Here is a 12015-nt window from a genome sequence, read left to right as displayed (position 1 = left end):
AGCGCGGCTGAAGGCTTCAGGCGCTTCGGATCCAATGCGGCACACATGATACGTCGCAGCCAATGCGGGTTGTCGGACATCGCCGAGGCTTAGTGGAAATCATCCAAACGGTTCTACGCTGCGCTTCGCGCAATGCATGACGTGTGTGATTTCAGGCGGGATGTGTTGCCGGTATCTGACGCTGACTCTGGCATACCTAACCGGTAAAAATGACGTTGCGCTGAGCTGCGCAACGCGTTCGGCCGGCGCATTTTTTTAGCATTTTTTTTCTTCTCGCCCGATATGCCCTGCCAGTTACTCAAGCACGCTTTTACCCCCTCAATAACGACCGTAAAAGAGCAGTAAAAATGACCGATTTCAGCCCCCGAATCGGCCGCAAATGCATGATGCATAAGGCTTTTGTCGATATGGGAAAGGGTTATTTCTGCGCCGCTGTGATATAACTCCACCCCGTAACCTGTCGGACCCTAAAAGGTTGCACCCAGGAACCATGATGGAGAAAAAAATGCAAAGACGAAACTTCATGCTGAGGACGATTTCCACTCTTGCCGTCGGAGGCCTTGCGCTCTCTGGCTGCACTTTGACACCACACAAGCCGGATACGGGAGCGGCTAACCCCTCCAAACGCCAGTCGATTGATGCCAGCGTAGACGGCACCATGTCGCGGCTTTATTCAACGGTCAAAGGCTCGCGCGAGCTGGTGTCGAAAGCGCGTGGCGTGCTGGTGTTCCCATCGGTGCTACAGGCGGGTTTTATCGTTGGTGCCCAGTATGGCGAGGGCGCGTTGCAGGTGGGCGGCAGCTCAGTGGGTTACTACAGCACGCTGTCGGGATCAGTGGGGCTGCAAGCCGGTGCCCAGTCGAAGGCGATTATTTTTCTGTTCATGACACAACCCGCGCTTGATTCGTTCCGTAATTCAGATGGCTGGGCGGTCGGCGGTGATGCGTCGGTGGCGCTGGTCAAGGTGGGGGTGAATGGTGCGATTGATACCAATACGGCGAGCGCACCCGTTGAAGTGATCGTGCTAACCAATGCCGGGCTGATGGGAGACCTGTCGCTGGCGGGCACCAAGGTCACGCGCCTGAAGATTTAAGGTGCAACGGCTGGCACGCTGAGCGTGGGCTCTGGCTTGATGCAGCACCCAGGCTTGAGTTCAGGCGCAGCGTGAAGGCATCAATGCCGCTGAGGGTTTCCCCAGCGGCATTTTTTTATCCCCGATGACAGCATCAACATCCGCATCAGCGATAACGGCAACAGCAACAGCAGTTCAAGCCGTGGGCGGCACTGAACCCGACGAATCCACCACCTTGAAGCGCGCCCGCTTTTGCGCGCGAATCACCGACTGATACACCTCCACGTACTGCTGGGCCATCCGGTGCGAGGTGAAACGCGTTTCAAAACGCTCCCGCACCGCTGCCCGGGGCAATTTGTGCAAGCGGTTAACGGCCGCCACGGCACCAATTTCGTCTTCGACGATAAATCCCGACACCCCGTCATCCAGCACCTCAGGCACCGAGCCACGGTTAAACGCGATCACCGGTGTACCGCATGCCATGGCCTCGATCATGACCAGACCAAACGGCTCGGGCCAGTCAATCGGAAACAGCAGCGCATGCGCGCCCGAGAGAAATTCGGCCTTCTGTTGATCGGCAATTTCACCGATGAATTCGACGTGCGGCAGATCCATCAGCGGTTTGATCTCGCGCTCGAAATATTCCCGGTCAGCGTTATCGACTTTCGCCGCAATCCGGATGGGCATGCCGCATTTCCCGGCGATCCGGATCGCAATGTCGACGCGTTTTTCCGGCGAAATACGGCCAAGGAATGCGAGGTATTTCTGCTCAACTGGCTGTGGCGTATACAGATCGTGAGGCAGGCCGTGATAGACCGTGGAGAGCCATTTCGCCTGAGGCATCGGCTGGCGCTGGGCGTTGGAAATCGAAATGACGGGGGCGGTGTTGAAGGTATCGAAGACCGGCTGCTGCTCGGGCAGATCCAGCCGCCCATGCATCGTCGTGACGAACGGTGTGTCCTGGCGCTTGAACACCGAGAAGGAGTAGTAATCCATGTGAAAGTGCAGCACATCGAAGGCATCAGCCTGACGCCGCACCAGCTCCATTAGCAGCATATGCGGGGCGATCCGGTCGCGGATGCCTGGATCGAGGCGCAGCGCACGTGGCCAGACCGGTTCGAGTTTGGCGCGGGTCACGGAGTCGCCGCTGGCGAACAGCGTGACGTCATGGCCGAGATCAACAAGCGCTTCGGTCAGGTACGACACCACGCGCTCAGTGCCGCCATACAGCTTCGGCGGGACGGATTCGGTCAAAGGGGCGATCTGGGCAATTTTCATCAGGAAGTCTCCGGAAAGCGAAAGAGGGACGTGGAGCGGCGGGAACCGGCGCTAGAGCGCGTTGCATGCGCTAGCGCGCGGGCCATTTCCACGCGGGAAGATCGAGGCTGCCGGCATTGGCGATACGCGTTGCGCCCAGTTCTTTTTCGAGCACGATGGCATGGCTCTCGCTGCTGCGTTCGAGCGCGGCAATCAAGCGCGCTGCATGCGACACCACGATCACCTGCGCATGCGCGGCGGCCTGGATAATCAGCCGCGCAAGCGCGGGCAGTAAATCGGGGTGCAGGCTGGTTTCGGGTTCATTAAGCACCAGCAACGCTGGCGGGCGCGGCGTCAGTAACGCGGCCACCAGCAGCAGATAGCGCAAGGTGCCATCGGACAGCTCAGTTGCACTCAGCGCCCGCAGCAGGCCATGCTGCTGCATCGTGACTTCGAAGCGCCCGGCATGGTTGTGGATGACGATGCGCGAGCCAGGAAAGGCATCGTCGATAGCGGCGTCCAGCGCGCGGTGGTCGCCAATCTCACGGATGGTTTGCAGCGCGGCGGCCAGATCAGCGCCATCGTCGCTCAGCACTGGGGTGTGCGTGCCAATTTGCGGCTGACGCGCTGGCGCATCCTCATCGGTGCGGAAATGATCGTAAAAACGCCACGAGCGGATTTGCTGCCGCAGCGTGAGCATCTCAGGGGCGCTGAGGGGGTCGGAGAACTCGCTCATCATGCTGTCGAAACTCGCCAGCGAAGACGGCAGCGTTTGCCAGTCGCCCGCATGGCCGCGGCAGCGCAAGGTGGCACCATGACGCTCAACCAGCAGCGCCGAAGGCCGCAACACCGGGCCGCTCCAGATGCACTCGCGCTTGATGACTGGATCGAGGGCAAACTCGCTCTCGCCAGGCACTGCAAGACCGAGGTCGATCGCATAGCCGAAGGTGTCGCCCGAGAAGCCCAGGCGCAAGCTCACGGGTTCATGGCGGCGGGTGCCCTGCACTGGCGCGGTGCCCTCCAGCATCGCCCGCGAGAAGCGCTCGGGGCCCGCCCAGAGCGTCGATTGCAAGCCGCCCTCGCGCGCCAGCGACGGAATCACGCCACCGCGCGCGGTGAGCGCCAGCAGCCGCAGTGCGCGGTACACGCTGGATTTGCCGCTGCCGTTCGCACCCGTAATCACATTCAACGGCCCTAGCGGCACGATCAGTTCGCGCAACGAACGGTAACCGGCCAGCGCCAGCGTGGTTAGCATCGCGTCATCAGCGAGCTGCGGTAGCCCACCCTCGTCGAATTCATCTCAGACCTGCTCGCTCTAGTGTGTTGCTGCGATGCCGGGTATGGCGCGAGGCACCAGACCAAAGCAGAACAGCTAGACCAGCCAGATAAATAAAACACGCCAGCCCGCGCCAGACATGAGCTGGCGCGGGCTGCTGGTGTGCGTGAGCTTTCTTGCTTAATCGCTGACGCTTTTGCAGGGGAAGGCTTTACCCAGCCCTAGCGAAATCGCCGTGCTGGCGTTGTAGCCCGAGACCTGCGGGTTCTCCACGATGTAGCGCCGCACTGCGTCCCTTAACTGCTGTGGACGCACGCTGGCAGGCAGGCAGAAATACTGGCCCACCCGTGGCCCGGTGGTGCCGCCGATGGCGTCAATCGTATTGAAGACGCCATCGGCCGCGCCCTGGATATAAGCGGTACAGGTGCTTCGAGAGGCAACATCGGTTTTGGTGCAGAGCTGGTTGAGCTCAACCCCAGTTAAGGCAGCGGCCGAAAGCGGTACGGCAAGCGCGCTGGCGCATATCAAAACCCGCAGCATGGCAATTCTTCCCGGTAAGCAAACGTGAAAAAAGTAATGACGCGCGGCCTGCCGCGAGGAGCGCGGATGGATGAGGCCCTACTGGTTCTACGGGCCCTACCCACCCGCCGCTGCGGCAGCACGCGCGCTGTGCTGGCTGTGGCCGCGTTATTGCGCGGCTTTCGCAGGCGCTGCAGCGGTTTGCTGCAAGCGCTCAGTGAGCCCCTTGATGGTGTCCGGCTCTTTGTACTGTTTGGCAAAGTCGAGCGCGGTGAGGCCGATCTGGTTTTTCACCCGGATATCCGCGCCACTGTCGAGCAGCAACGTCGCCGTCGACATATGACCGCCGCGCGCGGCCATCATCAATGGCGTTGTGCCGTTGGGCGAACCCGCGTCGATATAGGCCGAATGTTCGAGCAGCAGCTTCACGATGGCGTCATGCCCATTGGCGGCCGCGTAGTGCAGCGGCGTCCAGCCCTTTTTGTTGACTTCGGCGTCTTTCGCCAGCAGCAACTGCACCAGCGGCAAATCGCCATTTAGCGCCGCCAGCATCAGCGCGTTCTGGCCTGCCCGGTCGACGATTTCAGGGTTGGTCTTTGAGTTGGCCAGCAACGCGGCGGCGACCTTGCCGGATTTTTCCCGGGCGGCGAGAACCAGCAGCGGCATGCCTTCGCTATCGCTTTGGTTCGGGTCCATGCCTTGCGCCAGTTGCTTGTTGACCTCTTTCACATCATCGAATTTGACCGCCTTGACCAGCGTATCAATGGGCGCGGCCTGCACCGGCTGTGCCACCAGTGCAGCCCAGCCGAGACCGCCCGCCAGCGCTAGCCGGGCTGCGTTGCGGCGCAACGATGACGCGCCGCTGGCGACGCGTGAGCGGCTCGCCAGACGAGCCAGAGAAATACTAAGGTTTTTCTTTAAAAACATAATCTATCCTATTGATAATATTTAGTTTTTACCGGTCAACGACCAACAATCAACGACCGGCTGGAGGCGGAATCTTGAACAGGCGGAAAAAGTTATCCGTGGTGGCGGCCGCCAGAGCCACTTCGGCTATCTCACGTTGCTGCGCGATAAAGCGTCCGACATGACTCACATACGCAGGTTCATTTGGTTTGCCACGATACGGCACTGGCGCGAGATAAGGTGAATCAGTTTCGATCAGCAGCCGCTCCAGCGGCACCCGGCGCGCGACGTCCTGAACTTCGGTAGCGCTCTTGAAGGTCACGATGCCGGAGAGCGAAATATAAAAATTCTGCGCTAGCGCCTGCTGGGCAATCAGCCAGGGCTCGGTAAAGCAATGCATCACGCCGCCAGGCACGCTGGCCCGCTCTTCGGCCATCAGGCGCAAGGTGTCATCGGCTGCGGCGCGGGTATGGATGATCAACGGCTTGGCCGTGGCATGCGCGGCGCGGATATGCGTGCGAAAGCGCTCACGCTGCCATTCCATCTCGTCCAGCGTGCGGCCTTCCAGGCGGTAGTAATCGAGCCCGGTTTCGCCAATCGCCACGACCTTGGGGTGCGCGGCCAGTTCGATCAGCTCATTCAGGCTGGGTTCCTGCACGTCCTCGTGATCGGGATGCACGCCTACTGACGCGTAAATATTGTCGTAGCGGCTGGCGATCTCAAGCACGGCGGGCAGTGTTTCCAGATCGACGCTGACGCACAGCGCGTGCGTGACCGAGTGACTGCGCATGTTTTCCAGCACTTGTGGCAGGCGCTCGGCCAGCCCGGCGAAATTGATGTGGCAATGGGAATCAACAAACATAAAAGTGTCCTGCCGCAAAGCGAGAGAAAGAAGCATGGGCACGCAGGATACGGCAGTGCCTTGGGGGAGATCAGCGAAATCCGCTTGAATCATCAGTGCGGACCAGCATAGGCAGCGGCTTACCGCGCTTGAACAGCCACATCATTGAGCCTGCGCCCGAGAATCAGCAAATCGCGCTCGATGCCGTCGAGCACCGCGACGCGCGGCAAGCTCCCCCAGGTCAAGAAGCCGAAGCGGCGAAACAGCCGCAGGCTTGGCTCGTTATGACCGAACACGAAGCCCAGCACGGTGTGCAACTGCAAGCCTGGGGCCGCTTCGAGCGCCGCGCCGAGCAGTTGCGCGCCCAGCCCCTGGCCGCGTGCTTCAGGGGCGAGATAAATGCTGATTTCGGCGGTATGGCGGTACGCCGGGCGGCCATAAAAATCCGAAAAACTGAGCCACGCACTCACCTGCCCGGCTTGCTCCACGACCCAGAGCGGCCGGGCCTGCGGGCCGTGCGCGTGAAACCACGCCACGCGGCTATCGCAGCTCACCGGTTCAAGGTCGGCGGTGACGAGGCGCGAGGCGATGGTCGAGTTGTAGATCGAGACGATCGCGGGCAGATCGTCCAGGGTGGCGTCGCGGTAAATCAGGCTCATGGCGTTCGGTGGGAGAAATTAAACCCAGTCAATTCAATCCGCTCGTGCAGGCATGCGACGTGCAGTGTGGCGTCTTGCCAGACCTGGCTTGGCGCTCAAGCTAGGCAAACACGCTGCGGTAGTCGAAAAAAAGTGCCTCGAAAACCAGCCGCGCGTTAAGCGGATGGTTTTCAATGGCGCGCTGCTGGGTCACGGTTTTCATAAAGCGGGCAAACGCGTGCGTATCGGCTTGCGCTGCGCACCGTGCAAGCGCGGCCGAGGCATCAGGGAAATAACGCGGCGTGCCTGCCATGCGCTGCGCCAGCAAATCGTAGAGCCAGCGTTGCAGCCAGCCCAGCACCACCGGCACGGGGAGTTTTTGCAAGGCCTCGGCGCAGGCGAATGCATCGCACGCAGGGCCTGCTGCCAGTTGTTTCAGGGTCCAGTCACGCAGGCTGCGGTGTTCGTCACCCGCGAGCGCAAGCGCGCTTAGCGGTGCGCCGCCCGCTTCCGCCAGTAAAGCGGCGGCGTCGCTGATACCTTGGGCGCTCAGCCAGCTTTGAGCGATGGCGGCCGTGGGTACGGTCATCGGCCATTGACGGCAACGGCTGATAACCGTGGGCAGCAAACGGTCAAGACGGGCCGAGACCAGCAAAAACACAATGCCGTCCGAAGGTTCTTCGAGGGTTTTCAACAAGGCGTTGGCTGCAGCCACGTTTAACGCTTCAGCGGGATACAGCACGATCACCCGCGCGCCGCCCCGGTGCGAACCGACGCTGCAAAACTCAAGCAGCGCACGGACTTGCTCGATCTTGATCTCGCGGCTGGGGGCACGGGGTTTTTTCGCTTCGTCGGCGCTGGCTTTGTCCGCCTTGTCGGCTTTTTCCGCTTTGTCGTCGCCGCCCGCTGGCGCGGCAAAGCCCGCTTCTGCGGCCAGCGCTTCAGGCAGCACGATGCGGTAATCAGGATGGTTGCCCTGGGTGAGCCAGTGACAGGCGATGCAACTGCCGCACGGCTCGCCATTGGCTTTGGGGCTCTCGCATAACAGCCCTTGGGCGAGGTGTTGCGCAAAGCGCAGTTTGCCGATACCCGCTTGTCCATGCAGCAGCAACGCATGCGGCCAGTGTGGCCGCAGCTGTTGCAGGCGGTCCCAGTCATCGGTTTGCCACGGATAAATCATCGTCGTTCTTTCGTCTGGAATGGGGAATGGCTAAGCGGAGTTAGGCGTGCGGATCAGGCGCGCGAAGGCATGACAGCGTGGCGAGCAGTTGTTCTAGCTGCTGCCGGATGAGCGTGATGGATTGCGTCGAATCGACCATTCTGAAGCGTTGCGGGGCTTCCTGCGCGCGCCGCAGATATTCCGCCCGGGTGCGGGAAAAAAAGCTGCCGGATTCGCGCTCGAAACGGTCGGGCTCGCGCGCCGCGCTACGGCGGGTGCTAGCGGTATCCGGCGGCAGGTCGAACAGCACCGTCAGATCCGGCTGAAATTCGCCCTGCACCCAGCGCTCGAGGGTTTCGAGCTTGCCGCGCGCCAGGCCACGCCCGCCGCCCTGATAGGCAAACGTGGCGTCGGTGAAGCGGTCTGAGAGCACCCAGTCGCCCCGTGCCAGCGCGGGCTCAATGACCTGGGCCAGGTGCTCGCGGCGCGCGGCGAACATCAGCAGCGCTTCGGTTTCGAGATCCATTGGCTGATGTAACAAGATTTCGCGCAAGGTTTCGCCGAGCGCGGTGCCGCCAGGCTCGCGGGTTAGCACCACCGCTGCGCCAGCACGTGCGGCCTGGTGCTCAAGACGCTCACGAAACCACGCCAGATGCGTGGTTTTACCCGCACCATCAATGCCTTCAAACGTGATGAAAATGCCTCGCGCCATTTATTGCTGTCCTCTGATGTATTGATCGACTGCCTTGTTGTGTGCGCCGAGCGTGTCGGAAAAAACGCTGCTGCCGTCGCCGCGCGAAACAAAATACAGCGCCGGGCTGGCCCCCGGATTGAGCGCGGCCACTAGCGATGCGGCACCGGGCAAGGAGATCGGCGTTGGCGGCAGGCCGCGGCGCGTGTAGGTGTTGTAGGGGGTGTCGGTTTGCAGATCGCGTTTTTTCAGCCGCCCGGTGTAACTGGGGCCCATGCCGTAGATCACCGTTGGATCGGTTTGCAGTGGCATACCAACGCGCAAACGGTTGGCAAACACTGCAGCCACCAGCGGCCGGTCTGAGGCTTTACCAGTTTCTTTTTCGATGATCGAAGCCATGATGAGCGCCGCATACGGGGTGGCATACGGCAGGTTCGGAGCCCGGGCCGCCCAGGCTTCGTTGAGACGCAGTTGCATCAGACGATAGGCGCGCCGGTACACATCGAGATCGCTGGTGTTTTTGTCGAACAGATAGGTATCGGGGAAAAACAGGCCTTCGGCATTGCCGCCGGGGGCTTCGGGCAGGCCTAGCGCCTGCAGCAGTTCGGCATCGCTCAGGCCCAGCGTGTCGTGGCGCAGCGCCGGATTGGCGTCGAGTTCGGCGCGCATGCGCTGCAAGGTCCAACCTTCGATGATGGTGGCGACATATTCGTTGACGTCGCCCCGGGCGATTTTCTGCAGCACTTCATAAGGAGTCACGCCGCTTTTGAACGCGTAATTGCCGGGTTTGAGCTGGCCTTGCAGCCCAAGCACGCGGGCCATCAGCACGAATAGCTCCGGCGAAACAGGCACCCCGCCCTGATTCAACTGGGCCGTGACACGGCGCAAGCTGCTGTGGGGTTTGAGCGTGACATCGAGTTCGGGGGATGCAAGCTGGACCGGGGTAGTCGCCCAGTAATAGCCGCCTGCGAGGCCTGCTGCAGCGAAAATGAAGGCGACGCTGCCAGCAACAAGACATTTCTTCAGAAGGGACATGCGGCGAAAGGCTGGAGGGGAGCCCATATAATACTTGCTTGCCCTAGCTAAAGTCAGTTCTGACTGTTCCCCCCGCGATCATGACCTCCATCCAGCCTGTTTTTGCGCCCTCTTCCGGCGCGCCTTCCGCAAGCGTCGCCACGCCTCTCACCACAGAACCCTACCCCATAGCGCTACCTCGTCCAGATGCCGATGCATTCGCAGCCGTACTGACGCGGGGCGCGTATATGCGTCTGACGCAGTTCGGCGTGATCGACGTGAGCGGCGTCGACGCCGCCACGTTTTTGCATAGCCAACTGACCAGCGATATCCAGCATCTGGATACCGCCAGCGCGCGTGTCTCGGGCTATTGCTCACCGAAAGGCCGGCTGCTCGCGTCATTTCTGGTCTGGCGCAGCGATGAAGCCACTCGCCTGCTGGTATCGCAAGACGTCCAGGCGGCTAGTGCAAAACGGCTCTCGATGTTCGTGCTGCGCGCCAAGGCACGTCTGACGGACATCAGCGGCAGCGTGGCGGTAATCGGTCTGGCTGGCGACGTGCGGCAAGCGTTAGCTGGTGTTTTCGAGGTTGTGCCTGAGCGCTCTTACGCCAAAGTCGACGCTCCGGCTGGCACGCTGATCCGGCTGCCTGACGCGGCTGGGCGGGAGCGTTATCTGTGGCTGGGGCCAACCGCTCTGGTCGAGGCTCATCTGGCAGGCGAACCCGCTGCGACTGTTAATGCCAGTGCCAGTGCTCATGCCACGGCCGCTCTGCCATGGCCGTTGCCCGAGGTGTCGCCGGTGATCTGGGACTGGCTGGAGATCCAGGCGGGCGAGCCACGCATCACCCTGCCGGTAGTTGAACAGTTCGTGCCGCAGATGGTGAATTTCGATGTACTGGGCGGGGTCGATTTCCGCAAGGGCTGTTACCCGGGGCAAGAGGTCGTCGCGCGCAGCCAGTACCGTGGCACGATCAAGCGGCGCATGTCGCTCGCGCATGTCGCTGCGGACGCGGCCGCGTGCCCTGGCGCGGAGCTGTTTCATTCCGCTGATCCGGGCCAGCCTTGCGGCCAGATCGTGAGTGCCGCGCCTTCGCCTAATGGCGGTCATGATTTTCTTGCTGAGATAAAGCTCGCGGCGCTGGATTCAGGCTCGATTCATCTTGGCGCACCCGACGGCGCAGCGGTTACCGTGCTGACACTGCCTTACTCGATCCCTACTGAGGTTTGAAGCGCGATTTTTAGCGTTTGAATGTGCGCTGGGCCAGGCCAGATCGGGCTGGCCTGGTCCGGTTCTTCAGGCCTCGTTTCTTCGTTCTTTCCTGCTCTCCCCCTTTCTCTCCCCCATCCCCGGTTTTCAATCGTCTCCCACGTCACTCACACCGAACGCCGAACGTAACGCGGCGGTGGCATCGGCATGAGCCTGTGCCACCTCAGGGACAAAGCCGCCCAGCTTGAAGAATTCGTGAATCATCCCGTCATAGCACTTGAGCACCGCTGTATTGCCCGCATCCTGCAGCTTGCGTGCATACGCTGCGCCTTCATCACGTAGCGGGTCGTATTCGGCAGTAGCGATCCACGCTGGCGCGACACTGCGAAACGAAGGCGCGCCACGCGTGCCGTCAAGCGGAGCGAAGCGCCAGTCAGTACGGTCGTCAGGGTGACGCAAGTACTGCTGGAAAAACCACTGGATGGTTTCCGCGTTCAGCAAATAGCCGTTGGCAAACTGCACATGCGAGCGAGTTTGCTGATAAGCGCTCGTGCCGGGATAGAGCAGCAACTGCAAGACCAGTGGAATCCCTGCATCCCGCGCCTGGAGCGCACACACCGTCGCCAGGGTGCCGCCTGCGCTATCGCCGCCCACGGCGATCCGGTTGCTGTCGATGCCATATGCCGCCGCTTCGCGGTGCAGCCAGCGCAATGCCGCAAATGCGTCGTCCACGGCAGTGGGAAAGCGGTGCTCAGGGGCCAGCCGGTAATCCACCGACAACACCGCGCATTGCGCATCACGCGCGAACATCCGGCACAGCGCATCGTGCGTCTCCACGCTCCCCACCGTAAATCCGCCGCCGTGGTAGTACACCAGCGCGGGAGCGGGTGCGGCCCAGTGCGGTTCGACCGGTTGATACAGCCTGGCGCGAATGCTGGCACCGTCGGGCAGCGCCAGCGCCAGGTCTTCGAGCGCGAACATTGGTGCCCGGGCGAGATCCAGGATCGGCGCACTTTTTTCGTAGGCCGCCCGGGCTTGTTGTGGTGTCAGCGTTGGATACGGCGGCTTCCCGGCCCGCGCGATCAGTTCCAGCACCTCGGCGATTTTTGGCTTGAGCGGCATGGGTTTTGGTTTTGGCTTTAGCTTCGGCCTTGGTTTTAGCTTCGGCCCTGGCTTTAGCTTCGGCCCTGGCTTTAGCTTCGGCCTTGGCTTTAGCTTCGGCCTTGGCTTTAGCTTCGGCCTTGGTTTTAGCTTCGGCCTTGGTTTTAGCTTCGGCCCTGGCTTTAGCTTCGGCCTTGGCTTTAGCTTCGGCCCTGGCTTTAGCTTCGGCCCTGGTTTTAGCTTCGGCCTTAGCTTCGACTTCGGCTTCGGCTCGAACGTTGAACATTGACGGCGGGATTGCGCTTCCCGCTTCGTTTACAACCCAGGTCAAAC

General features: G+C 61.4%; 13 protein-coding genes. 3 read left to right on the top strand and 10 right to left on the bottom strand.

Annotated features, from left to right (window positions below):
* Positions 1–505: 505 nt before the first annotated feature.
* Positions 506–1093: a BPSL1445 family SYLF domain-containing lipoprotein gene (locus GH656_RS07885; protein ID WP_153075364.1), complete on the top strand. Its 588-nt coding sequence runs from the start codon at positions 506–508 to the stop codon at positions 1091–1093.
* A 174-nt stretch (positions 1094–1267) separates the two neighbouring features.
* On the opposite strand, the gene GH656_RS07880 is transcribed toward GH656_RS07885, so the two are convergent.
* The 9 genes from GH656_RS07880 to mltG all read right to left on the bottom strand — a co-directional run bounded on the left by GH656_RS07880 (position 1268) and on the right by mltG (position 9394).
* Positions 1268–2350 (bottom strand): glycosyltransferase family 4 protein, encoded by a 1083-nt coding sequence (locus tag GH656_RS07880; RefSeq protein ID WP_153075363.1) that lies wholly within the window; start codon positions 2348–2350, stop codon positions 1268–1270.
* Between the two features lie 70 nt (positions 2351–2420).
* Positions 2421–3584, bottom strand: a complete 1164-nt coding sequence (locus GH656_RS07875; RefSeq protein WP_153075362.1) for an AAA family ATPase — start codon at positions 3582–3584, stop codon at positions 2421–2423.
* Positions 3585–3785: 201 nt separating this feature from the next.
* Positions 3786–4145 carry a Rap1a/Tai family immunity protein gene (locus GH656_RS07870; RefSeq protein WP_153075361.1) on the bottom strand — a complete coding sequence of 120 codons (360 nt, stop codon included), beginning with the start codon at positions 4143–4145 and terminating at the stop codon, positions 3786–3788.
* Positions 4146–4292: 147 nt separating this feature from the next.
* The gene (locus GH656_RS07865; protein WP_153075360.1) at positions 4293–5051 is read right to left on the bottom strand and encodes an ankyrin repeat domain-containing protein; all 759 of its coding nucleotides are present in this window, start codon (positions 5049–5051) and stop codon (positions 4293–4295) included.
* Positions 5052–5100: 49 nt separating this feature from the next.
* Positions 5101–5892, bottom strand: coding sequence for a TatD family hydrolase (locus tag GH656_RS07860; protein ID WP_153075359.1), 792 nt, complete (start codon positions 5890–5892; stop codon positions 5101–5103).
* A gap of 119 nt (positions 5893–6011) precedes the next feature.
* Positions 6012–6530, bottom strand: a complete 519-nt coding sequence (locus GH656_RS07855; RefSeq protein ID WP_153075358.1) for a GNAT family N-acetyltransferase — start codon at positions 6528–6530, stop codon at positions 6012–6014.
* A gap of 100 nt (positions 6531–6630) precedes the next feature.
* On the bottom strand, positions 6631–7689 hold the full coding sequence (locus GH656_RS07850; RefSeq protein ID WP_153075357.1) for a DNA polymerase III subunit delta': 1059 nt from the start codon (positions 7687–7689) through the stop codon (positions 6631–6633).
* 40 nt (positions 7690–7729) lie between these two features.
* The gene (tmk, locus tag GH656_RS07845; protein WP_153075356.1) at positions 7730–8380 is read right to left on the bottom strand and encodes a dTMP kinase; all 651 of its coding nucleotides are present in this window, start codon (positions 8378–8380) and stop codon (positions 7730–7732) included.
* Positions 8381–9394 (bottom strand): endolytic transglycosylase MltG, encoded by a 1014-nt coding sequence (gene mltG, locus GH656_RS07840; protein WP_153075355.1) that lies wholly within the window; start codon positions 9392–9394, stop codon positions 8381–8383. It lies immediately after the preceding gene.
* 80 nt (positions 9395–9474) lie between these two features.
* Between mltG and ygfZ the strand changes: the two genes are divergently transcribed.
* The gene (gene ygfZ, locus GH656_RS07835; RefSeq protein ID WP_153075354.1) at positions 9475–10602 is read left to right on the top strand and encodes a CAF17-like 4Fe-4S cluster assembly/insertion protein YgfZ; all 1128 of its coding nucleotides are present in this window, start codon (positions 9475–9477) and stop codon (positions 10600–10602) included.
* Between the two features lie 126 nt (positions 10603–10728).
* On the opposite strand, the gene GH656_RS07830 is transcribed toward ygfZ, so the two are convergent.
* Complete coding sequence (locus GH656_RS07830; protein ID WP_153075353.1) at positions 10729–11703, bottom strand: alpha/beta hydrolase; 975 nt, start codon at positions 11701–11703, stop codon at positions 10729–10731.
* Here GH656_RS07830 and GH656_RS17890 point away from each other — a divergent pair.
* Entirely contained in the window at positions 11702–11971 is a 270-nt protein-coding gene (locus GH656_RS17890; RefSeq protein WP_217352234.1) for a hypothetical protein, read from the top strand. The two genes, GH656_RS07830 and GH656_RS17890, sit on opposite strands and share 2 nt — an antisense overlap.
* Positions 11972–12015 lie beyond the last annotated feature (44 nt).

The organism is Paraburkholderia bonniea, assembly GCF_009455625.1.
In the GTDB taxonomy this organism is placed as follows: Bacteria; Pseudomonadota; Gammaproteobacteria; order Burkholderiales; family Burkholderiaceae; genus Paraburkholderia; species Paraburkholderia bonniea.
The sequence above is the reverse complement of the archived record's forward strand: the minus strand, read 5'-3'. Positions and strand labels throughout refer to the sequence as shown.

Bases quoted from the DNA above. Each gene is read 5' to 3' on its own strand.
- GH656_RS07855 (WP_153075358.1), bottom strand. From the start codon at position 6,530: ATGAGCCTGATTTACCGCGACGCCACCCTGGACGATCTGCCCGCGATC.
- GH656_RS07885 (WP_153075364.1), top strand. From the start codon at position 506: ATGCAAAGACGAAACTTCATGCTGAGGACGATTTCCACTCTTGCCGTC.
- GH656_RS17890 (WP_217352234.1), top strand. From the start codon at position 11,702: ATGGGTTTTGGTTTTGGCTTTAGCTTCGGCCTTGGTTTTAGCTTCGGC.
- GH656_RS07880 (WP_153075363.1), bottom strand. From the start codon at position 2,350: ATGAAAATTGCCCAGATCGCCCCTTTGACCGAATCCGTCCCGCCGAAG.
- GH656_RS07860 (WP_153075359.1), bottom strand. From the start codon at position 5,892: ATGTTTGTTGATTCCCATTGCCACATCAATTTCGCCGGGCTGGCCGAG.
- mltG (WP_153075355.1), bottom strand. From the start codon at position 9,394: ATGTCCCTTCTGAAGAAATGTCTTGTTGCTGGCAGCGTCGCCTTCATT.
- GH656_RS07850 (WP_153075357.1), bottom strand. From the start codon at position 7,689: ATGATTTATCCGTGGCAAACCGATGACTGGGACCGCCTGCAACAGCTG.
- GH656_RS07875 (WP_153075362.1), bottom strand. From the start codon at position 3,584: ATGCTAACCACGCTGGCGCTGGCCGGTTACCGTTCGTTGCGCGAACTG.
- GH656_RS07830 (WP_153075353.1), bottom strand. From the start codon at position 11,703: ATGCCGCTCAAGCCAAAAATCGCCGAGGTGCTGGAACTGATCGCGCGG.
- tmk (WP_153075356.1), bottom strand. From the start codon at position 8,380: ATGGCGCGAGGCATTTTCATCACGTTTGAAGGCATTGATGGTGCGGGT.
- GH656_RS07865 (WP_153075360.1), bottom strand. From the start codon at position 5,051: ATGTTTTTAAAGAAAAACCTTAGTATTTCTCTGGCTCGTCTGGCGAGC.
- GH656_RS07870 (WP_153075361.1), bottom strand. From the start codon at position 4,145: ATGCTGCGGGTTTTGATATGCGCCAGCGCGCTTGCCGTACCGCTTTCG.
- ygfZ (WP_153075354.1), top strand. From the start codon at position 9,475: ATGACCTCCATCCAGCCTGTTTTTGCGCCCTCTTCCGGCGCGCCTTCC.